30 protein-coding genes and 2 tRNA genes are annotated in these 19714 nt (G+C 60.1%); all 32 read right to left on the bottom strand.

The window, feature by feature from the left end:
• Window positions 1–18: 18 nt before the first annotated feature.
• A complete protein-coding gene (locus NIBR502772_RS06120; protein WP_141139498.1) occupies window positions 19–249 on the bottom strand; it encodes a hypothetical protein in 231 nt (76 codons plus the stop codon).
• 87 nt (window positions 250–336) lie between these two features.
• Entirely contained in the window at window positions 337–654 is a 318-nt protein-coding gene (locus NIBR502772_RS06115) for a hypothetical protein (RefSeq protein WP_141139497.1), read from the bottom strand.
• A gap of 10 nt (window positions 655–664) precedes the next feature.
• The gene (locus NIBR502772_RS06110; protein ID WP_141139496.1) at window positions 665–1174 is read right to left on the bottom strand and encodes a hypothetical protein; all 510 of its coding nucleotides are present in this window, start codon (window positions 1172–1174) and stop codon (window positions 665–667) included.
• A gap of 205 nt (window positions 1175–1379) precedes the next feature.
• Window positions 1380–1793 (bottom strand): hypothetical protein, encoded by a 414-nt coding sequence (locus NIBR502772_RS06105; RefSeq protein ID WP_141139495.1) that lies wholly within the window; start codon window positions 1791–1793, stop codon window positions 1380–1382.
• Window positions 1790–2179, bottom strand: coding sequence for a hypothetical protein (locus NIBR502772_RS06100; protein ID WP_141139494.1), 390 nt, complete (start codon window positions 2177–2179; stop codon window positions 1790–1792). The genes NIBR502772_RS06105 and NIBR502772_RS06100 overlap by 4 nt, the downstream gene beginning before the upstream one ends.
• Window positions 2176–2565 carry a DUF6093 family protein gene (locus NIBR502772_RS06095; protein WP_141139493.1) on the bottom strand — a complete coding sequence of 130 codons (390 nt, stop codon included), beginning with the start codon at window positions 2563–2565 and terminating at the stop codon, window positions 2176–2178. Before NIBR502772_RS06095 ends, NIBR502772_RS06100 begins: the two co-directional genes overlap by 4 nt.
• On the bottom strand, window positions 2562–2933 hold the full coding sequence (locus NIBR502772_RS06090) for a hypothetical protein (RefSeq protein ID WP_141139492.1): 372 nt from the start codon (window positions 2931–2933) through the stop codon (window positions 2562–2564). Before NIBR502772_RS06090 ends, NIBR502772_RS06095 begins: the two co-directional genes overlap by 4 nt.
• Window positions 2934–2949: 16 nt before the next feature.
• Window positions 2950–3135 carry a hypothetical protein gene (locus NIBR502772_RS06085; protein ID WP_141139491.1) on the bottom strand — a complete coding sequence of 62 codons (186 nt, stop codon included), beginning with the start codon at window positions 3133–3135 and terminating at the stop codon, window positions 2950–2952.
• A gap of 12 nt (window positions 3136–3147) precedes the next feature.
• Window positions 3148–4059, bottom strand: coding sequence for a hypothetical protein (locus NIBR502772_RS06080; protein WP_141139490.1), 912 nt, complete (start codon window positions 4057–4059; stop codon window positions 3148–3150).
• A gap of 12 nt (window positions 4060–4071) precedes the next feature.
• On the bottom strand, window positions 4072–4464 hold the full coding sequence (locus tag NIBR502772_RS06075) for a capsid cement protein (RefSeq protein ID WP_141139489.1): 393 nt from the start codon (window positions 4462–4464) through the stop codon (window positions 4072–4074).
• A gap of 3 nt (window positions 4465–4467) precedes the next feature.
• A complete protein-coding gene (locus NIBR502772_RS06070) occupies window positions 4468–4968 on the bottom strand; it encodes a hypothetical protein (RefSeq protein WP_141139488.1) in 501 nt (166 codons plus the stop codon).
• Window positions 4969–5024: 56 nt separating this feature from the next.
• Window positions 5025–5134 (bottom strand) — tRNA-Ser (locus tag NIBR502772_RS22350).
• A 14-nt stretch (window positions 5135–5148) separates the two neighbouring features.
• Window positions 5149–6417 (bottom strand): hypothetical protein, encoded by a 1269-nt coding sequence (locus NIBR502772_RS06065; protein WP_141139487.1) that lies wholly within the window; start codon window positions 6415–6417, stop codon window positions 5149–5151.
• Between the two features lie 3 nt (window positions 6418–6420).
• Entirely contained in the window at window positions 6421–7752 is a 1332-nt protein-coding gene (locus tag NIBR502772_RS06060) for a phage portal protein (RefSeq protein WP_168223492.1), read from the bottom strand.
• 15 nt (window positions 7753–7767) lie between these two features.
• Entirely contained in the window at window positions 7768–9489 is a 1722-nt protein-coding gene (locus NIBR502772_RS06055; RefSeq protein ID WP_210412392.1) for a terminase large subunit, read from the bottom strand.
• A complete protein-coding gene (locus NIBR502772_RS06050) occupies window positions 9464–9946 on the bottom strand; it encodes a P27 family phage terminase small subunit (RefSeq protein WP_141139485.1) in 483 nt (160 codons plus the stop codon). The genes NIBR502772_RS06055 and NIBR502772_RS06050 overlap by 26 nt, the downstream gene beginning before the upstream one ends.
• Before the next feature lie 9 nt (window positions 9947–9955).
• Window positions 9956–10075: an HNH endonuclease gene (locus NIBR502772_RS23030; protein ID WP_371706872.1), complete on the bottom strand. Its 120-nt coding sequence runs from the start codon at window positions 10073–10075 to the stop codon at window positions 9956–9958.
• 1392 nt (window positions 10076–11467) lie between these two features.
• Window positions 11468–11596, bottom strand: coding sequence for a hypothetical protein (locus NIBR502772_RS22925; protein ID WP_256370772.1), 129 nt, complete (start codon window positions 11594–11596; stop codon window positions 11468–11470).
• Window positions 11597–11786: 190 nt separating this feature from the next.
• Window positions 11787–11857, bottom strand: a tRNA-Trp gene (locus tag NIBR502772_RS06035).
• Between the two features lie 402 nt (window positions 11858–12259).
• Window positions 12260–12871: a hypothetical protein gene (locus tag NIBR502772_RS06030; protein ID WP_141139482.1), complete on the bottom strand. Its 612-nt coding sequence runs from the start codon at window positions 12869–12871 to the stop codon at window positions 12260–12262.
• Window positions 12862–13224 (bottom strand): hypothetical protein, encoded by a 363-nt coding sequence (locus tag NIBR502772_RS06025; RefSeq protein ID WP_141139481.1) that lies wholly within the window; start codon window positions 13222–13224, stop codon window positions 12862–12864. The genes NIBR502772_RS06030 and NIBR502772_RS06025 overlap by 10 nt, the downstream gene beginning before the upstream one ends.
• A gap of 330 nt (window positions 13225–13554) precedes the next feature.
• Entirely contained in the window at window positions 13555–14226 is a 672-nt protein-coding gene (locus NIBR502772_RS06020) for a DNA cytosine methyltransferase (RefSeq protein ID WP_141139480.1), read from the bottom strand.
• Window positions 14223–14420 (bottom strand): hypothetical protein, encoded by a 198-nt coding sequence (locus NIBR502772_RS06015; protein WP_141139479.1) that lies wholly within the window; start codon window positions 14418–14420, stop codon window positions 14223–14225. The genes NIBR502772_RS06020 and NIBR502772_RS06015 overlap by 4 nt, the downstream gene beginning before the upstream one ends.
• A complete protein-coding gene (locus NIBR502772_RS06010) occupies window positions 14417–15721 on the bottom strand; it encodes a replicative DNA helicase (protein WP_141139478.1) in 1305 nt (434 codons plus the stop codon). Before NIBR502772_RS06010 ends, NIBR502772_RS06015 begins: the two co-directional genes overlap by 4 nt.
• The gene (locus tag NIBR502772_RS22700) at window positions 15718–16029 is read right to left on the bottom strand and encodes a site-specific DNA-methyltransferase (protein ID WP_246848708.1); all 312 of its coding nucleotides are present in this window, start codon (window positions 16027–16029) and stop codon (window positions 15718–15720) included. Before NIBR502772_RS22700 ends, NIBR502772_RS06010 begins: the two co-directional genes overlap by 4 nt.
• Window positions 15986–16429 (bottom strand): DNA methyltransferase, encoded by a 444-nt coding sequence (locus tag NIBR502772_RS22695; RefSeq protein ID WP_246848707.1) that lies wholly within the window; start codon window positions 16427–16429, stop codon window positions 15986–15988. Before NIBR502772_RS22695 ends, NIBR502772_RS22700 begins: the two co-directional genes overlap by 44 nt.
• Window positions 16430–16553: 124 nt before the next feature.
• The gene (locus tag NIBR502772_RS06000; RefSeq protein WP_141139477.1) at window positions 16554–17288 is read right to left on the bottom strand and encodes a hypothetical protein; all 735 of its coding nucleotides are present in this window, start codon (window positions 17286–17288) and stop codon (window positions 16554–16556) included.
• A complete protein-coding gene (locus tag NIBR502772_RS05995; RefSeq protein ID WP_141139476.1) occupies window positions 17275–17592 on the bottom strand; it encodes a hypothetical protein in 318 nt (105 codons plus the stop codon). Before NIBR502772_RS05995 ends, NIBR502772_RS06000 begins: the two co-directional genes overlap by 14 nt.
• Window positions 17593–18400: 808 nt before the next feature.
• Window positions 18401–18598: a hypothetical protein gene (locus NIBR502772_RS05990; RefSeq protein WP_141139475.1), complete on the bottom strand. Its 198-nt coding sequence runs from the start codon at window positions 18596–18598 to the stop codon at window positions 18401–18403.
• Window positions 18599–18716: 118 nt separating this feature from the next.
• Window positions 18717–18926 (bottom strand): hypothetical protein, encoded by a 210-nt coding sequence (locus NIBR502772_RS05985; RefSeq protein ID WP_141139474.1) that lies wholly within the window; start codon window positions 18924–18926, stop codon window positions 18717–18719.
• The gene (locus NIBR502772_RS22340) at window positions 18926–19090 is read right to left on the bottom strand and encodes a hypothetical protein (RefSeq protein ID WP_168223490.1); all 165 of its coding nucleotides are present in this window, start codon (window positions 19088–19090) and stop codon (window positions 18926–18928) included. The genes NIBR502772_RS05985 and NIBR502772_RS22340 overlap by 1 nt, the downstream gene beginning before the upstream one ends.
• A 151-nt stretch (window positions 19091–19241) precedes the next feature.
• On the bottom strand, window positions 19242–19712 hold the full coding sequence (locus NIBR502772_RS05980) for a single-stranded DNA-binding protein (RefSeq protein ID WP_141139473.1): 471 nt from the start codon (window positions 19710–19712) through the stop codon (window positions 19242–19244).
• Window positions 19713–19714 lie beyond the last annotated feature (2 nt).

Raw genomic sequence — 19714 nt, 5'->3', positions numbered from 1 at the left:
TCGAAATCCTGGGGGTGCTCATACTTCGTCCTTCACGGGGATGTAGATGATGTGCTTATTGAATCCATTGCCAGCATTGTCAATGGTCCTAATGCTCTCCTCGTTGAGCGCAAAGACTGTTGCATAGACGCCGTCAGCTTTTAAGCTGATCTCCAACGTCTGGCGCGGGTCGATGCCGATGGACTCGAATAGCTTGATGTAGGCGGCGCGAGTGATCGACTCGGGCACGCCCTCAATTACTTTGCTCATTGGATAGGCTCCATTTCTAGGTATAGGCTCGGTTGATTGGTGGGGATGGCGGCGCGGAGCCTAATCACGCGCCGCCATCCGGTCTCACTAGCTGTGGGTGATGGACGCCGCAGTTACCGAAGTCACCGCAGAGAACGTCACTGCGGCAACGCCAGCAGTGTTGCGGTACTCAGACAGGACCGGGATCCACGCCTCAGCACCAGCAGTGACCGTGTAGGCGCGATCCGGGTAAGCGTCACCAGTGGGGAGATTGCCCGGCGTGACCAACGTGACCGTGACCGATACGCCGGAAGCGTTCTTCACAACCAGCGTCGAACCAACCTGGACCGTGTCAGAAGTGGCAGGCGCGGCGAACGTAGGCGGAGTGCCTGCCAGTACAGGGACGGAATAGTTAGCGATAGCCATCTAGTCCCCCCTACGCAGCCACAGTGATGAACGGGTAGCCGTCCTGGACCTCAGTGGGCACGCGGTACTTGATGAAGCCGGTGCCATCCGTGCGCTGGGGGTTGTCGGTAGTGAACTCGGCGCCGAGGTAAATTTCATCCGTCGCAGCCCAAGCGGCAGTTGCGGCCTTGTCCGTCTGGCGCGCATAGGCCCAAAGGGTTGCGCCCTTGACCTTGACGGCAGCCCACCCGGCTTCAGCGGCGGTATCGAAGCCACCGCCCGTAAGGAAGTTCCGCCAGACGGTGAACGCCAGCAGCCAGTTGGATGCACCAATGGCGTTAGCGTTGCCGGATTTGCCGAGCGGCTTCTCCGGAACCTTGTCGGAATCGGCGGCTGCGAACGAGAAGTCAGAAGACAGTACGTTCAGAGACAGGTCAATGCCAGCGTTCAACTCAGCAGCGGTAGGCGCGAGAACATTAGCGGGCTTCGTGGTCAGGATAGTGAACTTTGTCTTGCCGTCAGCAAGTACGCGAACGCCCATGGTCAGGACTCCTTCGAGGTTGCGGCCTTAGCCGGCGGGGTTGGTTTGGGTTCGGAATCAATCGGCTTGAACTGGTCCGGGAAAGCTTCTAGGTAGTGCGCCGGTACGGTCTGAACCTCACCGTGCACATTCAGGGCATCGACAAACATGGCGCCTCCAGGGCATAAGAAAAGCGCCCCAGAGAGGCGCTGTGGATGGGTAGGGGTTAGAGCTTGTGGGAGACGAGCGCGAACTCGTCCACGGCGTAGGTGGGATTCCCGCCGCCGGTCAGGGTTACGTCCGTGTCTACTTGGCCGTCCATTAGGACCGCCTGCCGTAGCGGGTTCGGATGCCAGCCTGCGACTACGGGCGTCTTGCGATTCAGTGCGGCTCGTGCGTTCCTTGCCACGATCAGCATCGAGTCTCCATTGAGCCCCACGTAGGTAGCGCGGATCCGGATTGACAGCACGTCGGGATCGTCCCGCAGCGAGTCGCCATCAGGACCGCCCGAGGACTCTTCGCCAAGATCGCCCCACAGCACCACGTAGGGGTAAACCGGATCCGCCGGAACGTTCCACATGTGAACCCGCACAGTGCCCGGCAGGAGAGCCTTCACCGCGTCGTAGTGTTCCTTGATCACAGCAGCCCCTCCGTCGCCTTGAACGCGTACTCGTAGAAGTTCGGGGCCTCTTCAAGCATCGCGTCCTCAGGGTTGCGGACAGTGCCACCACCAGGCTTCGACGTACCGAAGTACGCGATGCCAGCGAGAGAACCAGCGCCACCAGTAGTCGGGCCAATCTCAGCCTCAATAACGCCGTCGCCGCCGAACTCGTACACCTTCAGGTCAAAGCTGATCGCCCGCGACAGTTGCTTGAAGTGCCGCGACTTGCGAGCGTCCGCCTGCATGATCTTCTTGGTGTTCAGCGCAGACTTGGCAACCACGCCTTTTAGCTTCGGAACCATCAGCGCAGGGATAGCGCGGAAGGACCGAGCCAGCCCGTCAAGGTCCGACGTATCGGCGCTCATAGGATCTTCACCGGCAATCGGGCCGCGGTGTCGAAGCTGTCAGGCTCAAACCCGGCGACGCGGTACTGCTTACCCACCGTGAACGCATTCAGCCGTGACGCCGTGATGGTGATTACGTCGCCGTCCTGCACGTCCGCGGAGTTTGCTGGGATGTGAACCTGGCGCGATACGACGGTGAAGGTTGCCTCGCCAGCCTCGGGGTTGGACGTGGCTGAGTCCTTGGATTGGACCTTGCAGCGGCCGGTGTAGACCTCGGTTGAGGGGTTGGTTACGTTGCCGCTGTCCGGGTCCGTTACTGGGGTGCCGGGGCGGGTAATGGTGCAGGTGTCTAGCATTAGGGACTCGGCGGCTTCGCGTCCGCGTAGTGTCGCGTCAAGTGCCGTCATGAGCCACCGAGCCGAACTTCAAACGCCCGCTTAGTCTCAGACGCAGGCTTGACGCCCAGCCACCCAAGCTCCTGGTCCGACGCGTACAACTCGCCGGTCGATAGTGACGAGTCAATGGTGCCGCCGTCCGAATAGTCATCGATGGATTCGTTGCGGACGCGGTAACCCTCAGGGTTTTTCATCACCCTGCGGATCATCCGCACCGCAACGAATCGCACGAGCGCTTCGTCCAGCGAGTCAACGTTGGGCACTAGTACCCGCAGTAGCACCGTAGCCTCATCAATCAAGCCCTGAGCGGTGACAGTCTCGCCGTCAGTGAGGGGACGCCACCCGGCGGCAACATCCTCCGGTCGCACATAAATTGCCATGACGTCCCCTCTCTAACTACTTGGCCGGTCGAGCAGCAGGCTTAGCCTCAGGCCCAACCTTTTCGAGCATCCCGGACTCAACAAGACGATCGACGTCGTCCTTGTCGAATCCGTCGGGCACTGTTGCGCCCTCATAGAAATACGTGTTCTTGCCGGCCGGATCCTTGACGGAAACCAGCGCGGCAGCAACTTTGTGAGCCATCTGGGCCTCCTACTAAACGCCGGTGATCTTGATGGCAGCGCCGGGCTCGGTCACGTAAGGCACGCACACGCGGCGGGCACGCAGGCGCCAGCCGTCAACGGCGTCCTCACGCATGACCTTCGTCTGAACGATGGTGCCGACGTAGCCGCCACCCAGATCCTCGTCAGCGATGCCACCGAGAGCGCTGGTGTCAACCAGCCACGCGCCGGAACCGCCCGGAATGTTCGGGGTAGGCAGGACCGTCAGGCCGGCGATGGTCAGGAAGTTTCCCGAGTAGATCGGGTTGCTGGCATCTTCACGGCCGCGTGCAGTCTGCACAGCAACATCAGAAGCCAGGTAAGCCCAGGTCGTGTCATCCACAACCAGGACATTCGGGTCATAACCCTTGTTCAGGGCGGTGACCTTCGACTTCGCGAGCATGATGTCGCGCAGGATCGCGGCAGTACCGGAAACAGACCATGCACCAGAAGTGACGGCCTGAGTAGCGGTAACGGTCGATGCGATCAGGGAAAGGCTGATCGAGTCAACCTTCTTGACCAGAGTGTTGGACAGTTTGCCCAGACCCTTATCGACGGCGCCGAAGTTCTGACGCTTCACGGCCTCGTCGTACACGATGGTGTCCTGGCCCCACTTGGTGACCTTGGCAACCTGCGGGGTGCCGTTCGTCAGCGTGGTGATGTCGTACTCGCCACCGGGAGAAACGGCGGTGATCGGGCGAACCGTGTACAGGTCCTCGTCCACGTCGTAAGTAATGGCGCCACCGGAAACGTCAGTGCGGCCCGTGAGTAGCACATCCGCGATGAACCGGTTGCTAGTGATGTCCTGAACGCGGCGTGAAACGAGCGTCGGGGTGTTCAGGAAGCGGGAAATGGTCTCGTTGTCGCCCGAGAAAGTCGGCGCGACGGGGGGGTAAGAATAAGACATTTAGGCGCGTCCTTAGCGGTCGAGCTTGACCTGGACTTTAAGCCCGGTCGTAGCAGTGGTCAGGGCAACGCCAAGGATGGCGCGGGTGTTGGTCACGTCAGCAGCGGTCGGGGTAGTGACAGCGGCCAGCGTCGAAACGGTGCCAGCAGCGGCAGCAACAACAAGGTCGCCAGCCGTGACGGTGCCCGTGGTGACAAGCTCCTGCACGCCGCCCGAGAAGATGGTGACGACGTCGCCGGAGGCTGCATCGAACGCAGCCACACCAAGCCAGTTGGTAGCGTTAGCGCCAGCAGCGGCGACAGTGGAAACGCCGGAGACAGCTACAAGCTGGCCGGCCGTGATAGTTGCGGACGCTGCGAGCGGCAGCGCCTGCCCCGGGGTTTTAACCGGAAGATATTCAGCCATTGTTTAGGCCTTCCTTTTTCCATAGATGGATTCGTAGAGTTGGTCATCCGCGGAGAGCGCCGAAGTCCTGGCGCCTTGTGAGGCGTCGGGGGCGGGTATCCGTGGTTTGTTCAGATCAGCGAGGATCTCCAGGGCATCCGCCCGGAGTGATCCCTCATCGTCGCCGTGAAGGCGAGCCACCCACTTGGCTGGCAGGCCAGCATCAAGCGCCACTTTCTGGCGGAGGCTGTCACGGCGGAGGCTTGCCAGTTCTTGGGAGGCTTCGGCAGCATCGCGCTGCGCCTTCTCAATCTCTGACAGTTTCGCGTCGTCAACTTCCTTCAAGCGAAGCCGATTCTTCTCGGCTTCCTTGTTTGCCTTCGCGAGAGCCGCCCGGAGGCGTTCAAGCTCGGCAGGGTCGGGCGTAGCGTCCGCAATTGGTTCGGCCGGCGGGTCTGCCGGCTCTGCGGAGGTGGGTGTAGCCGGTTCAACCGGGTCTACGGGTGGGTTTAGTTCGTCAGCCATCACGGCCTCCTGATCTGATCGTTTTTCGTCATTCCTCATCCATCCCGGAGTAGGAAAGTGGGCTGGCCGGATTCGAACCGACGTTGCCGCGTGCGTGGCCACTTGCCTTTCGGCGGGACTCGATCCCTACTGCTCGCGAAGTGCTAGGCCTCTGCACTACAGCCCCGGCTTGATAGCCGGTTATTTGAAGACTTGCCCGCCAGTAGCTACCCAGCGGCGGTAGTCCTTTTCGACCTGCGCCGATATCTGTGGGGTAAGTGGCGAAGTGTTGATCTTGGCGCGAGGCGTCATGGACGGCGCCCCGTAAGGGTTCACACCCTGCTGCACAAGCTCCCACCGCGCCTTAGCGTCGAATAGGCGGCGCTCAGACTCGGTCATTGTTGCTCGCACTGCGGGATCTCGGCCGTTAGTGATGGCATCCTCAACACGTTTGCGAGCCGCCGGATGCGCGCCGCCATGACCAAGAGCGCCGAAACCCTCACGCTGACCAGTGATCGAGCCCAAAGGATTCTGACCACCTGGCAGAATGTAGCCGTACTTCTCAAGGTCCTTTAAGGCGCCGGCGCGGTTATCGCCGTTCAGTTTGTAGATCGCCTCGGGAGTCAGGCGCCGGCCGCGGGTAGAGTCGCCGGCCGTCGCCCGGAAGTTTCCGCGCTTCGTCGTACCCTCAGTAGTCATTAGCCCGCCCGGCTTCATGCCGCGCCGGGAGTTGACCACCTGGAAGATGTCCGAGCCGTCGCGGATCGCCTGAGCGCCCGCCTTCGTGTAGTTCTTGTCCTGATCCTCAGGGGATAGTGACTTGAAGTACTCGTATGGGTCATGGATTAGACCCTCAGTCTCAGCCGCAGCCCTTGCCGTCGTCATAACATGTATGCAGTCGCAGCGATTATGGCGTCTAAATCCAGCGTTCCAGCGGTATACGCGGCCAGCCAAGATCGAGCACCGCGAGCATGACGGCGGATTGAGCATTCGGACATAAGAAACTCGGTTCCGAGTCACCGTGTCAACACCAGCCGCACCACGCCCGGCGTCCGCAACCTGCGTCCGCGTGATCGTCGTCAAGAAAGACCCGCCAGACTTTAGGGCCTGGGCCGGTGCCATCCCGCCGCCAATAAGGTTCTTGACGTACGGAACCGCCGAATATAACGCCCCCTCAAGCGAGCGCCCATCGGAAGCGATGCCGCTAAACCCTTTAGGGTTTACGAAATGCTGGGGAGCTTCATACAAGCTCTGCTCGGCGAGTGTTGCAGCGCCGTAAGAGGCACCGGCTGATGCGGCCTTCACCTGCACGCCAGACAGCACGGGAACCAGTAGCGGAACCTGCGCCGCCCACGAGCCAGAAAGGTCCGTCAAACTAACCTCAGACCACAACTGAGCGCCCGCGAGGACGACAAGCGCCTGGAGCCGCTGCATCTGCTCGTAATGCTTCACAGCGGCATCAGGCACCATTAGCTACTCCCCGTTCACAGCCCTAGCCAGGTTCGCAATGTCAGGATTCGACTTGGCGCGGTCATCCATCTCAACCATTCGGTTGCGCTGCTCCTGCGTGTAGCCGAGATCCTGGCGCGCCTGCTCAATCGGCAGGATTCCCGTCTGGACCAGCTTCACAACAGCGTCAGCCTTCTGCGCAACGGTCGGCGTGGAAGGATCACGCCACTGGGTTTCAAGGCCCTGCGCTGCTGGATCCCATTTGCCCGTCTTGAACCGCAGCACAAGCCGCTGCACATCCTCCCAAGCACCGCCCAGGTAGGTATGTTTCCGCTCAACCCGCTTCACGAGCTGAGTTTCCGAAGACCGGATAGCATCAGCCGATGCCGGGTTATCCCCAACGAAAGACAGGTAGTGCGGCGGGAGTGCAAGCATCTGAGACGCAAGCTGCGCCAAAAGCTTGATCGAGTTATGGAAGACCGCAAGATCTGACTCTTGGAACTGCCCGAACTTGGTTTCCGCTGACTCGGTCGCCCATAGTCGGCCGGCGTCGCGTGACCAAACATTGATCGGATTGCCGTTCGGGTCAACGAAATCGTCAGCCTTTAGAGCCGAAGCCCAGCGGCGTGGCATCGCATGATACTCGCCGGACACCATCATGTCCGTAGCCATCTTGTTGGCGGCATCAGCCACCGGGATAACGTCCTGGAACTCAGACAGCCCGTCAGGCCGCAGAATCCGTGGACGATTCACCAGCGGAACGACAGGAACGACGCCGAGTTCGTGATTATCGGCAGAACCGGCAGACTTCCACTCCTTGGCGAAAGCAAACGTCTCCGTCGAATCAGGCAGATACAGCGTCGCCCACTGGACCGCATCTTCACCCTCACCCTCCTGCCATCGCTTCACAGCAGCAGAAACGCGTCGGGTTCGCGGGTTACGCTCAGCAAACACCTGAAACGGCGACTCGACCGACACAATAGGCTCGTCGCCAGCAGCGTCAGGTGAGCCCACGATTACGTACGAGCGCCCCAGAACCAGTGAGTCAAGGTGCGCCTGCTGCGACTGCTCATCCAGCCCATTCGCCTGCCAAGTAGCCCACAGATCATCATCCGAAGAATTTGAGCCCCGATAGCGGAAACCCTCGACATCCAGACGGTTCTCGTAAGCCTCAGCCCCGAACCGCAGCCAGTTGAGCACGAGCTGCGACACCCGGTCGCCAATCTCCGCCTGCATCGCCGCAGCCATGTACTTCAACGGCTGCTCACCCTCGAAATACTTGTCCAGCTTGTCCAGTCCGGGAATACCTGCGGCAAGCTTCGCGTCCAATCGGACAAGGGCACTAGAAACAGCCATTAGGCCCTCCATCTCTTAGGAAACAACAACACGGCGCTTCGGTTTGGTGAGCTTGGAACGGATGACGCCATCCAGCCCGGTAACGGCAGCCTGAAAGCCATCGATACGAGCGCTGGACTTTCTCCGGTCAGGCTTCACGGGGCGGATGTTATCCAGCCCGTCATTCTTGACTTCCACCACTGAAGCCATCCATCGCATAGCGGGATTGGCCTCGTGGCGCATTGCGCCGTTAGACCACAAGCGCTCCATCTCCTTAGATGCAGGAGATAAGCCCATGAATGTCTGCGCAACCGGCACAACCTCAACGCCCTTCAATTCCTCGTCAAGTTCTTGCACCAACTGGCCGGCAAACATGCGGTCATAGGAAACGCGCTGCATGTCAAAGTGGTTACAGTCACCGATTACGGCCGACTTGATGGCCCCATAGTCGATAACGTCACCCTCGGTAGCGTGCACATGGCCGTCATCGATCCACTTTTGCAAGGGAATCTGCAACTGCTTCTCGAGATCCTCAATGCGCTCACCGGGCACCCATAGACGCGTGAACAGGTCAAGCTCAAAGCCGGGTCTGTTCGATTCGGCCCAAACAGACCATGCCGTGAAGTCAGAAACGGCCGAGAGGTCGATACCGCCCCACGCTCGCCTGCCGCGGAGCTTCTGCCGCTCAGCGCCGCCCAAGTCATCCCACTTGCCCAGGTCCACCCACCGCGACTGATTCCGCACACGACGATTCAGTGACAGTTGGCAGAACGTCGGGAAGTACGACGGCGAAGACTGCGCCTTATTCGACTCACGCCGCATATAGGCGAGCGTGGGGGACTTACCAAGGCCGGGATTAGCCTTGCGCCACGTTTCCTCAGAGAATGGATCGTCAGTATCATCGGCGGCCCAGATGACGCCATAATGGCCAGGGTCCGTGACGACAAAGTTGGCGACGTTCCGTGTATACGTGTGCTTCTCGTCGTAGATCGTGCCCTCTTCCGCCTCGTCGGCGGTAGTGATGAACACAATTAGCGGCTGATCGCGGGCGCCCACGCCGGTTTCGATGGCCTCAACAAGCTTGCGCTGCAACCTCAGCGTGTGGATCTCGTCAATCGTTGCGCCAGACACGTTCAAGCCATGGGCGGTCTCAGCGACACGCGATAGGACGCGCAGAATGGAGCCCGTCTTGGGAACCCGAATGACTTCCTTTAGCGGCTCAATGCGCTTACGGGCAGCCGGGGACGCCATGAGCATATTCTTTGCATCATCAAAGACGCGAGCGGCCTGCATCGTTGAGCCGGCGGCGTTGTAAACCTCAGCGCCCATCTCGCCGTCCGCCAGAAGCAGCACGCCGGAAATGCCAGAGGCAAAGGTGGACTTGCCATTCTTGCGCGGGATCTCAATCCATACTGAGCGGATGACGCGGACGATGGTGTCAATCTCTTCGTCGTGGTACACCCAGCCAAAGACCGGGGCGAGTACCCATACAACCTGCCAAGGATCCAGGCCCTGCCCGAGACGCATTGGCACGCCAGCCCAGCGGCCCTTAGTGTGCCGGAACGCGCCCATCGCATTCAGCGCCTTACGCGCCCGCGCAACGTCAAACCATGCGCCAGGATGCTTGTCCGCCTGAAAGGCAACGACAAGCGGGGTCTTATCGACGGCGTCCATGATCTGCTCATGCGTCATGCCAAGCTCAATCAGCGCGTCATAAGGCGCCGGCAGATTCTCAGTCGAATGGATCGTCTTCGTCATCGGTAGCCTTCCCGCCAAGCCGTGTTGCGGCTGACGGGGATAGGCCCAACTCACCAATCAGTGAACGCAAATGTGACCGGTAGGCATTTAGGATCGTCGTCCAGGCATTTTTCACTTGGCCGCGCTCAGTCATTACGATCATTCCCTCGAGGGACAGTGCTCGCTCACCCTGCTCAATGCGCGCCCATGTAACGCAGTAGTCCACGAGCGACTCCTGCTGCTCGCCCACCAGCCCGACAGAGCGGGAAAGTGTTGGTGCGAGCTTCCGCCACAACGCGCCTGCCGTCTCGCGACACCGCAACTCATCCGCAGAACTGCCGGGAAAGACGCTCGGCCAGTCAGGTTCGTTTAGATCGGACGGGGAGAACTTTACGGAATCCTTGACGGGACGCTTGCCGGGGTTTCCCTCGCGGACGACTTGAAGTGTCGGCTTTGGCTTGCGGCCTACAGTCGCCATGCAAGCCTCCTAAGCCGCTACTCGATTACCCTTCGAGACGTTGCATACAAGATGGGAAAGTTGCACATTCTCGTAAGTGTGAGTGCCGCCAAGCGATAAGGGCTTGACGTGGTCCAGGCTGGGGCTCATTGGATCCGGCCATGCGCTGTCAGGGTCAACCGGCGTCGAACAAAGACCGCAGAGCCAGATGTCGCGCTCGTAAATATCAATGGGCCGCAGGTCTTCAACTTGAGTGCCAAGCTTTTGTGCACGGCGCTTGTGGTAGTTGGCCTTGCGGGATTCAGTCCATGCCGGATTAGCCTCACGGCCATCCGCACGCGCCTTGCGGCGCCAATGCATCGAGCACATACCCTTGGCTCTGACGCCGCGGTCACAATCTGGCTCACCGCAGCGCTTCGGATTATTGGCGTCGGTGTGCTTATTGACACACCTCGGGGAACAGAACTTGCTGGTGCGATGCGTGCTCTCAAAAGATCCGCCGCACTGCAAGCAGGTATGCACCGGAAGTTCGCGAGTGGCCGTAACCAGGCGCCTCGCTTCAAGTTCGGCGGCATACCTGCCATCAGCGACCCGTTCTCGCTCATAAGTTAGGCGCCGGCACTTATCGGTGCAGTACTTCGCCCGAGGTCCAAAGGTCCCAGCGGGCGGGGTTGATCTGCCGCAACCGACGCAGGTTTCATGCTGGTGCGGGAGATCCACACTCCCCGTGTAGATCCGGCGGTTATAGTGCCGCTTGCAAAGTTGACTCTTCTTGACATAGATTGCGCTTCCGCATCCGTCGACTGAGCATGTAGCATCATTCATGTAGCCACTCCCTAAAGTGGTTGCCGAAGCCCCGGAGTGTTAGCCCACTCGCGGGGCTCTTTTGTGTTCAAAATCGTTATTGCGAACCGTTCCCACACAAACGCTCAGTTTCGCGGCCGTGAGCGTTTCTCTCACCGGCGGTGCCGTTTGGGGGTGGGGGGAAGGGTCGGTGCCCGGGTTATCCACAGGCTGAGTTCAGGTTATCCACAGACTCTATTGAGGTCGGTTCCATCCACCAGGCTGGTGCTTCGCGGTCTCGCGTGAGTGGCATGTGAGGCAGAGGCCGCGGCCATAGCGTGGGTCGTCTGGGTTGAGCCCTTGCTCGGCTAGGTCGATGCGACTGGTTGGGTAGTGGTCAGCCTCGGTTGCCATAGCTTGACGACAGAGGACGCAGACCGGATCGCGCTTCAGTACCTTGACTCTGAACTCGCGGTGACCATGGCTCTTGTATCCACGCTGCCTTGCCGTGCCGCGCATCTTGTCGGCCTGCGCTGCATGGAAGTCACAGCGTCCCTTACTGACCAGCTCACCGCAGCCAGCAGCCGAGCATGGCTTCTTGTGGGCGCGTGGCACTACACCTTCACCGTCTCGTACTCAATAAAGAAGTCAGCCCCGAAGTCCAGAGTCTTGGCACAATGTGCGCAGAAGTACAGCTCGCCAAGGCTAGGCAGCAGCACCCGCGCCTGTGCCCTCGCGCTTGGGTGGCGGTCGCATGTCTCAGTCATCGTCGTCATCGCCAGACATGAGCGCCCAATCGGCATTCTCGAACTCCTGCGCGATGGTGTCGGTTCGCAGGCGTTCGGCGTATGCCTCGATGACGCCGCACAATGCTCGGTACATTCTCAAGGCAACCTCCTGGCATTGAAGGGGTGTAGCTAAGTTTGCCCGCTGCGTCCGGCCTACAGGTTTACCGGCAGTATCTTCGCGGGTGTTCGCCCGCCTCCGGGTTAGCGGTCAGCGGGTTACAAGGTGGCTCTACTTGCTAACCCGCTATGTACGTCAGTGCGTAACTTGACCGGGAGTGCGTTCGTGCCAGCGCTGCGTGCAGGAATCGAACCCGCGTCTACGATTTTGGAGATCGTCGTGCTACCACTGCACCAACTCAACAGGCCCACATCTTGAGCCGCGGCGCCTCGAAAGACTATGCGGAACAGAGGGCGTGGGGTTCTACTCACATGACCTACATGGCAGCGTGTCCACTGCTTCGGTAGCGCCCCATGCGGACCTACCTGCCGTCATGCTTTCGCGTAGTGCCGGCGTGAGTCGAACACGCGCCCACCGTTCCAAGGGTGGGATCCATCATCAGGCACCTGACCACCACACTGAAGGATTAGCGGGGCCTGTGAACTTATGCGCCACGGTCAACCGCCGTGACTCGGTAAAGGTTGAGGCCCGCAGCCATATGGGGGATTGGCGCGGGCCTCAAGTGTTTAAACAAAGAAGGCCGATCCGAAGATCGACCTGAAAATTTAGCTGGAACTGCGCAGCTAGGACTAAGCATACACCAACTTAACTGGCCTGTGTTAATACCTCACCACTCGGCGCGTCCAATGCCACCAGTAGGAATCCAACCTGATCGCCCACCCACTCGGCCTCACAGGATCCGCAGGCGATGTCCCATGTTCCGATAGCCCGCATCCCGCCCTCGTCATTCCAGCAACCAAGGCTTAGGCATGTCTTCCGTTCCTCGCCGTACGTCGCCCAGCCACACGACGGGCACACCTTGCCAACCAGCTTCCGGCGTGGCTTGACTGGCCACAACATCGCCGTGATGCGGTCTACAAAGTCGAGCGTCACGTGAGCCAGGTAATTGTCCCACTCGGGCGTGAGATCCATCCCGGCCAGATGTAGCACCAGCGCCTCAAGATCGTCAGCCCAGTAGTCGCCGCTGATCTCATTATAGTCCCTGCGCGCTTCCGTCTCGATCTCCCGCAGCAGGTCCAGCGCGTCGGGGTCAATCGGGATCGGCGGACCACTCGCGCCACCTCCTGAGCTGTTGCGTCCCGGTGTTACTGCTCCACGTAGGTCAGTAATGAGTGCAGGCACCTTATGCGCCTTGCCGTCCTTGTCCATCTTCAAGTGCTCGCGACTAAGCCTGTGCGCGTTATCTTTCAAGCCCATGATTCCCCTTTGATTTCGGTAATTTCGAGCACGATCTCAGCCGCACCTTTCCCGCCATGACGATGGTCCGGACCGACGACATACTCCACGGAATCGTCAGCGAGCAACCCGGCGTCCACGAGCCCATCGACTATCGCCTTGGTCGTGGGCGCCAGATTGTTCGGGTCGTATCGGCCGGCGCGTGGCTTCCAGATGTGCGCGGTGATGTGGACGGGCGGGCTGAATGGTTCGAGCCCTTGTGCCGCGGCGGCGGATGCTTGGCGCCAAGTCTTAGTGAGCTTGGCTTGGGCCATCCGGTGTAGCCGCTGGTTTGAGTTGATGAACTGGCAGGGCGCGGGAATGGTGAGGATCATGGTCGCACCCACCGCACGAACCGTTTCCCGTCGTCGCGGGTCCAGACCAAATAGACGTAACCCCAGTGCACTTCCCGGCCGGTGAATGACCACTGCTCGCGGGGGCTCTTGCATTGGCAGGTCATGGTGCCTCCAGGTGTTTGCACTTACGGCGGCATGAGTCTTTGATGGCCGCGCATTGTCGGTTGATGAGTTCGTAGTGTTCGAGGATCTGCGTTTTGCGCGCCTCGATTGAGCGCGTCACGTTCATGTACTGGATCCAGCGCGCCGCCGGGCGCTGGTAGGTCGTCCAGCCGTCGTAGAGCGTCTGGCATGGCGTGCACGGGAAGATCACGCGGCCAGCCCACGGATGGCGGCTTCGGATTCGAGACGCTGCATTATCTGCCCGCCCACAAACCTGGCGTATTGCGGCGGGATCGCTTCTGCGATGGACTTCCGGTTGTTCGTGTGGAACATCCCCATGGCTTCCTGCCACTCAGCTACGGTGCCCTTGCCTCCCCCGGCTCCGTAAACTTGCCTGTACACGCCTTCGTAATAGACGCCGTGCCGCCAGCCGGCGACGCGTCCACGGTGAGGCTTATGCGCCGGTGCGATAGGCGTAAACCCGGACGTCTCGAAGTATCGGTGCCGAATGACCCCCAGCCCGAACATTTCCCCGCACAACGTGAGGTCGCGCCTTAGGTCCGAGCCCTGCACGTTTTCAATCACGGTCGGCTTGTCATGCAGCGCCAGGAGAGCCCGTGTCGCCGGTATGAGGTTCAGGTACACCTTGCCCTTGTTCGTGCCCTTAGTGAGCGCACTGGAGGCTTGGCAGGGTGGGCTCGCGTGAATGGCATCGAACTCGTGCCCATGCGCGGCAAGGTAGGCGATTGCGTCACCCTGGATGAACGTGCCCGGATAGTCGGGCTGCGGTTCGATGTCCACGCCGGTCACGTCGAACCCGGCATCCATGTAGCCACGGCCGGCACCACCAGCGCCGCAGAATAAGTCGAGAAGTTTCATGATTCCTCCTGGTGAAAGTTCTGGTTGTGCAGGTAAACCCAATTGCGCATCATCACGGGACTGTCGCTGAGGCCCCATCCGCACTTATCGCAGAAGGCGCCAAGGCTTGCGATCTTGGCCGTCATGTTCTCTCCGGTCATAGAAGAAGCCGCAGTGTCCGCTACGGCTTCGATGTGGGTTGGGTGGGGGTTCATGCGGCTTGCCTGAGCGCGGCTTGCGGCGTGAGTCCGCGGTCAAGGGCTTTCGAGTAATGCCCCCAGAACTGCAATTCGGCCAGTCCTGTCGCGCCGTGCCGATTCTTGGCAACCAGCATCGACAGGTCATTCCGGTTGTCGCCCATGATTTCGCGGTGCAGCAGGATCACTACGTCAGCGTCCTGCTCGATGGCGCCGGATTCCCGCATGTCACTGATCTGTGGCATCTTGTCCTCGCGCTGGGTGGATCCTCGGTTGAGCTGGGATAGGGCGATAACGGGCACCTGCATATCCATTGCCATGATTTTGAGTTGCCGTGACATGTCCGCGACGAACTCGTGACGGGGGCGCTTGTCTCCGTGCGGCTGGGACATGAGTTGCAAGTAATCCACGACGATCCCGGCCAATGGTTTGCGTCGGTTCACGCTGCGGGCAAATCGCTTGATGTCGGTAATGGTGACACCGGAGCGGTCGTCCACAGCCAGCGGGACATCGCCCCAGACCGCTCTACGGTCACGGATCCTTGCCCAGTCTCCCGGCGTAAGGTTCCGCTCGATCAGCCGGGACACGTCGAGATTCAGGTCGGACGATACTGCCCGGATCTGCACATCGTTGTTGGACATTTCCAACGATGAGAACGCCACCGAGCCGTGTTCAAGTAGCCCCTGCGCCAGGTTCAGCGCAATGACCGACTTGCCCACTGATGGCCTAGCCGCGACTACGTACAGTGCCCCCGGCCTTAGTCCGCCGATAATGTCATTCAGCGCGGCCCATGGCGTGGGGTGGTGGTTGATTTCCTCATCCAACGTCCCGAGCATCGCGTCAATGGTTTCGCCAAAGAATGAGACGGTGGATCCGGTAGCGCGTGAGGTCTGGTCAACTTCGCGCCGTGCAGCCTCAACCAACTCGTCAACGTCGCCACCGTTCCCGGCTAGGTCTTGGATCTTCCGCCCAGCAGCGGTGAGACGCCTACGTGTGGCTGCGTGTGCGACTATTTCCGCGTAGTAGGCACCGGAGGCCGCTGAGTGGACGATGCCCGCCAGTTCGTGCGCGTACATCACGCCACCTACGCGGGCAATCTCGCCCATCTGCGTCAGCGCGTCGTTGACCGTAATCGCGTCCACCGGATTACCTGAGCCGTGAAGGTCCAGGATCGTTCGGTAGATCGTCTCGTGCGCCGGCCGGTAAAAGTCGCCGCCATCCAGAATGTCCGCGATGTCCGGGATAGCGTCACGGCTGATGAGCATCGCGCCAAGGACTGATTGCTCGGCTACGGCGTCGTGGGTGGTTGGTTCGGTCATGCTATTGCTCCAAGGTCCAGCGCAGCGCTTTGCAGCCGCGTATCGAGCGAGAGTTTCAGGTAGTCGGCATTCAGGTCCACGCCTACATATCGGCGCCCCAAATCCCTTGCGACCATGCCCGTAGTACCAGAGCCGCTGAATGGGTCAAGCACGACCCCATCGCGTCTAGTCGATGCCAATATGCACGGCTCGACTAGTGCGGGCGGGAATGTGGCGAAGTGGGCGCCGGGGAATGGCTGCGTGGGCAGGCTCCAGACTGTCCGCTTATTCCTTGGCTTGCCGTCCGCCCCCGCTAGCCTGTAGGGCAAGTGCAACCCGCCAAGGGATCCCGATCAAGTCCTTGCCATTCAGTCCAGCAGGCTTCCTTCCCGGAGCGCGGCCCTGGTATGAGCCCGCGTTGCTCGCAGACTTCTTGCCGGGTGAGCCGCCGCCGAAGCCGCGGGCGTAAGAGTCTCCGAGGTTGAGCCATAGAGTGCCGTCGTCAGCCAGCACGCGCCGCAGTTCGCGGAAGAGGGTCACGAGGTTGCCGACATACTGCTCAACTGTTGCCTCAGCCCCAAGCTGCCCATCCTCCCCGTAGTCACGCAAGCCGAAGTATGGCGGGCTTGTGATGATCGAGTTGACGGAAAGTGATGGCAGCGAAACGGCGACTGCTATCGAGTCGCCGTGATGGAGGGTGATTTCTTCGTCTTGATAGTAGGGGCTCATGTGCATTCCTTATGCTTCGTGCCGTCAAATTCCTTGCCGTCATGCCTTAGAGGATCGCCGCAGCCGCCGCAATAATGGATGTCCAGATCACACCGGTAGCACTCGGCGTCGTAAGTCGGATCGTTCATTTGTGGAAGTCCTTACTCCATGGGCTGGATGCGGCGGGTTTTGTGGATGGCTCGTCATCCCAGCGGCCGGCAGTAAGCCAGGAAGCGGGATGAGGGATGAACTCAAGTTCTTTGCCTGCGGTTTCGCGCTTGAGTAGTTCAACGCCTGAAAGAAGCTGCTCTAGAGAGGTGAGCCTGATTGCCTTGTCGAAAGCCTTCTTCCCGGCTATCTTTCCGACCTTGCGCGGGTACTGAGCCCAGAAGGTGTCGAAGTCCGTCGAAGCCGCAGGCTTTGATGGGAGGTTCTTTTTCCCATCCCTTCCCATCCCTTCCCTTCCTAGGGTGAGATCAGGTGAGAGTTCGGGAGTTACGGTGAGTTCACCCAAACTCACCGGAGTTTCCGTGAGGGTGAGTGAGTCCACTTGAGCGCACGCGGGGCACCGTGTTTTCCAGCGAGGATCGATCTTCTGGTGGTCCTCAAAGCGTTTGACCAGCAGATATGTCCTACCGTCGCCATCCTCAACCCGCACGACGCGGCCCTGATTCATAATCTCGGCCAGCAGCGCGTCAATGTCCACGTTGTCCATTGGGAGTATCTGAAGCTTCAGTTTCATTGCGTCATCGGCAACATGGCCGTGATCGCATAGCGTGAAGTTCCACATTCCGATGTAGAGCAGCCGCGCAAACGGTGAAAGCTTGACCATGTTTCCATCGGTCCAGAAGTCCGGCTTGATGGTCCTAATGCGTGCCATTCCGCACTCCTTTTTCTTTGGGGTTATCACTTCCAATCGTGGAAGCTTTCGGACTAATTTCCGGTGCCAATCTCGCCGCCCGATATTCGCGCTGGTATTCGCTGTAGGCGATTAGGCAGTCTGGGCATCGTTCCTGGTTGAATCTTCCGTGTTGCTGGTAGCCCGATGGAGTGCCGCAGAGTTCAGGCTTGAACTTCTTGCGCTCGGGATAGGTGACTTCGGGTGGAAGTTCGATGGTGCGGTAGATGTATGGCACGGTTGGTTCTCGCTGGATGTCTTCGTCGGCTCGGTAGATGTACGTCATGACCCGCGCCCCCTGCTCATAATGTTGCGGATTGCCTGGTCTTCGGTTGGCCTGCGTACCGTTTGCCGGGCTTGATGATTGGCGTCGTCCTGCGCTTGTGCGATCTTGTGGTGCTGGCAGGAATGCCGTGAGAGGCAGATGTCATGCGGGCCCTTGCATAGCGCGCAGCATGGATCGATCATGCGATCTGCCTTGCCTTCAAGCGCTGCTTGTATTCCGCGGTGTAGGCACTATTCGCAGCCCGGCATGGGTCGCAGTACGGTTCCTTCTTGTGAAAGTGCGCGGCATATCCGTTGCGGGTTCCGCATTGCGCGGGGCCGGGGATGCGCGGTTGCCGCTTCCTCGGTTCGACCAGGGGTTCGGGTATGGAGAAGTCCGTGCCGCGGTAGACGTACCCCATCAGGCCACCAACTTTCGGTTAGCGCGATACTCGGCCATGTATTCGGCATATGCCCGTAAGCAGTACTCGCAGGGGTAGCCCTCAGCCCGCTTGTGTCGCATGTAGCCGGCGTAGGTTCCGCATGAGGTCCGCATCTGGATCTTCTTATTCCGCCGCCAATCGCGCATGTAGGCGCTATGGGCTTCGTTGCACGGGCTGCATGGTTTCGTCCCGGCAGTGAAGTGTGCTGCGTGTCCAGCTCGTGTGCCGCACTTCTCGGGAACGTCAATGTCGCGGTTCGTGCCGCGGAAAATATACGCCATGCCTAGCGCTCCCTCAGTGCCACGTAGCAGGCCTGTAGGTGGGCGCGTGCGGGGCAGGTCACGAGGCCGGTGCATTCCTTGGTGCGCGGGTTGGCGGCGGGGCTGTTCATGCGAGCCCCAGTTCCGCGACGAGCTCCCGGATCCGAGCTTCTGCCGCCTCGATGCGCTTAGTCTCCATTTGGATGGTCTCTTCTTCTTCGGCTATCGCTTCATCGCGCCTCGTTTTGGCCTCGTTGCGGTAGGCGCGGAAGTTGGCGAGGTACTTTGTTTGCTGCGCGAGTTCGGTGTACTTGGCGTCGCTCATGGCGGATGGTCCTTCCTGGTACTGGCCAGCGGCGCCCAACCGGGTGAGGGTCGGGCGCCGGGCACTGTTTCGGGCATGAAAAAAGCCGCGGTGTGCGCGGCTTGGGGAGTGCGGATTGCTACGGTTGGGGCTTGAATCTCTTCGCGACTTCTGCCGCGATCACTTCGGGGGTCTGGGTTGATACGTTGATCGTTGTGTCATATCGGTGAATTACGCTCGGCCCGGGAATGGAGACGTTGATCGGAATCTCGATGGTGCCGATTTCCTTGGGCTCGTCGGCGCCTACCTGGATGAGGATCTTTGCGAGCAGGGGTTTGATGGTTGCCATTATGGTTCCTGTCGGTTGTCGAGCGCGGCTAGGACTTCATCGAGCGTCCCGGTGATTCGTTCGCACTCGTGAAAGTCCACGCGCCCGTTCGTGATGGTGATCTCGGCGCCGCATCCACAGGTTGTGCGGAAATTGGCGTGGATGCCCTTGGGTTTGGTTTTCATGGCTTCTCCCATCCGGCCGCAATGAGCGCATCGGCCATGACGTAATACGGGAGAAGGTGCTGAGGTTCAGCGTCGCGCCACTCCCGTTCAGCGTCCCTAGCCCTCCTGTTGTCCGTGATGAACAACAGGTGCGCCATCTCGTAGCGGGCGATCAAAACGGAGGCTCCCCAGTGGCAGGGCTGTTACCCCAGCCGCCCGCGTTGGATACGCCGGGAGTCGCCCACGGGTCTTCTTGCGCACTAGAACCAACGGAACCACCATTCGAGCGATTGCCGCTTTGGCTAGAACCGCCGCCATTCTTTGGCGGGTAGATTTCCACGCCCTTCACGTTGACATCCAGGCTGGTCCCCTTCGATCCGTCCTTGGCTTCGTACTTGCGGGACATAAAGTCGCCGTAGACCGTGACGCGGGCGCCACGCCGGATTTTCTCCGCGTAGAACTCTGCAAGTTCGCCCCATATAGCGCAGTCGAGCCACTGCTCAGCGAGCGTTTCCCACTCGCCGCTATCGAGCTTCTTGGACTTGGAATCGGCCACGCTGAAGTTGAGCACAGCACGGCCCGAGGGGAGGAATCTGAGTTCCGCGTCCTTGCCAACATTCCCGGTGAATTTGATGTCTGCCATGT

This window comes from Pseudarthrobacter sp. NIBRBAC000502772 (assembly GCF_006517235.1).
GTDB lineage: Bacteria > Actinomycetota > Actinomycetes > Actinomycetales > Micrococcaceae > Arthrobacter.
The sequence above is the reverse complement of the archived record's forward strand: the minus strand, read 5'-3'. Positions and strand labels throughout refer to the sequence as shown.

Excerpts from the sequence above, each read along its gene's own strand:
- NIBR502772_RS06120 (WP_141139498.1), bottom strand. The coding sequence starts at position 249 with ATGAGCAAAGTAATTGAGGGCGTGCCCGAGTCGATCACTCGCGCCGCC.
- NIBR502772_RS06115 (WP_141139497.1), bottom strand. The coding sequence starts at position 654 with ATGGCTATCGCTAACTATTCCGTCCCTGTACTGGCAGGCACTCCGCCT.
- NIBR502772_RS06110 (WP_141139496.1), bottom strand. The coding sequence starts at position 1,174 with ATGGGCGTTCGCGTACTTGCTGACGGCAAGACAAAGTTCACTATCCTG.
- NIBR502772_RS06100 (WP_141139494.1), bottom strand. The coding sequence starts at position 2,179 with ATGAGCGCCGATACGTCGGACCTTGACGGGCTGGCTCGGTCCTTCCGC.
- NIBR502772_RS06095 (WP_141139493.1), bottom strand. The coding sequence starts at position 2,565 with ATGACGGCACTTGACGCGACACTACGCGGACGCGAAGCCGCCGAGTCC.
- NIBR502772_RS06090 (WP_141139492.1), bottom strand. The coding sequence starts at position 2,933 with ATGGCAATTTATGTGCGACCGGAGGATGTTGCCGCCGGGTGGCGTCCC.
- NIBR502772_RS06085 (WP_141139491.1), bottom strand. The coding sequence starts at position 3,135 with ATGGCTCACAAAGTTGCTGCCGCGCTGGTTTCCGTCAAGGATCCGGCC.
- NIBR502772_RS06080 (WP_141139490.1), bottom strand. The coding sequence starts at position 4,059 with ATGTCTTATTCTTACCCCCCCGTCGCGCCGACTTTCTCGGGCGACAAC.
- NIBR502772_RS06075 (WP_141139489.1), bottom strand. The coding sequence starts at position 4,464 with ATGGCTGAATATCTTCCGGTTAAAACCCCGGGGCAGGCGCTGCCGCTC.
- NIBR502772_RS06070 (WP_141139488.1), bottom strand. The coding sequence starts at position 4,968 with ATGGCTGACGAACTAAACCCACCCGTAGACCCGGTTGAACCGGCTACA.
- NIBR502772_RS06065 (WP_141139487.1), bottom strand. The coding sequence starts at position 6,417 with ATGGTGCCTGATGCCGCTGTGAAGCATTACGAGCAGATGCAGCGGCTC.
- NIBR502772_RS06060 (WP_168223492.1), bottom strand. The coding sequence starts at position 7,752 with ATGGCTGTTTCTAGTGCCCTTGTCCGATTGGACGCGAAGCTTGCCGCA.
- NIBR502772_RS06055 (WP_210412392.1), bottom strand. The coding sequence starts at position 9,489 with ATGACGAAGACGATCCATTCGACTGAGAATCTGCCGGCGCCTTATGAC.
- NIBR502772_RS06050 (WP_141139485.1), bottom strand. The coding sequence starts at position 9,946 with ATGGCGACTGTAGGCCGCAAGCCAAAGCCGACACTTCAAGTCGTCCGC.
- NIBR502772_RS23030 (WP_371706872.1), bottom strand. The coding sequence starts at position 10,075 with ATGAGCCCCAGCCTGGACCACGTCAAGCCCTTATCGCTTGGCGGCACT.
- NIBR502772_RS06030 (WP_141139482.1), bottom strand. The coding sequence starts at position 12,871 with ATGGGCTTGAAAGATAACGCGCACAGGCTTAGTCGCGAGCACTTGAAG.
- NIBR502772_RS06025 (WP_141139481.1), bottom strand. The coding sequence starts at position 13,224 with ATGATCCTCACCATTCCCGCGCCCTGCCAGTTCATCAACTCAAACCAG.
- NIBR502772_RS06020 (WP_141139480.1), bottom strand. The coding sequence starts at position 14,226 with ATGAAACTTCTCGACTTATTCTGCGGCGCTGGTGGTGCCGGCCGTGGC.
- NIBR502772_RS06015 (WP_141139479.1), bottom strand. The coding sequence starts at position 14,420 with ATGAACCCCCACCCAACCCACATCGAAGCCGTAGCGGACACTGCGGCT.
- NIBR502772_RS06010 (WP_141139478.1), bottom strand. The coding sequence starts at position 15,721 with ATGACCGAACCAACCACCCACGACGCCGTAGCCGAGCAATCAGTCCTT.
- NIBR502772_RS22695 (WP_246848707.1), bottom strand. The coding sequence starts at position 16,429 with ATGAGCCCCTACTATCAAGACGAAGAAATCACCCTCCATCACGGCGAC.
- NIBR502772_RS06000 (WP_141139477.1), bottom strand. The coding sequence starts at position 17,288 with ATGGCACGCATTAGGACCATCAAGCCGGACTTCTGGACCGATGGAAAC.
- NIBR502772_RS05995 (WP_141139476.1), bottom strand. The coding sequence starts at position 17,592 with ATGACGTACATCTACCGAGCCGACGAAGACATCCAGCGAGAACCAACC.
- NIBR502772_RS05990 (WP_141139475.1), bottom strand. The coding sequence starts at position 18,598 with ATGAGCGACGCCAAGTACACCGAACTCGCGCAGCAAACAAAGTACCTC.
- NIBR502772_RS05985 (WP_141139474.1), bottom strand. The coding sequence starts at position 18,926 with ATGGCAACCATCAAACCCCTGCTCGCAAAGATCCTCATCCAGGTAGGC.
- NIBR502772_RS22340 (WP_168223490.1), bottom strand. The coding sequence starts at position 19,090 with ATGAAAACCAAACCCAAGGGCATCCACGCCAATTTCCGCACAACCTGT.
- NIBR502772_RS05980 (WP_141139473.1), bottom strand. The coding sequence starts at position 19,712 with ATGGCAGACATCAAATTCACCGGGAATGTTGGCAAGGACGCGGAACTC.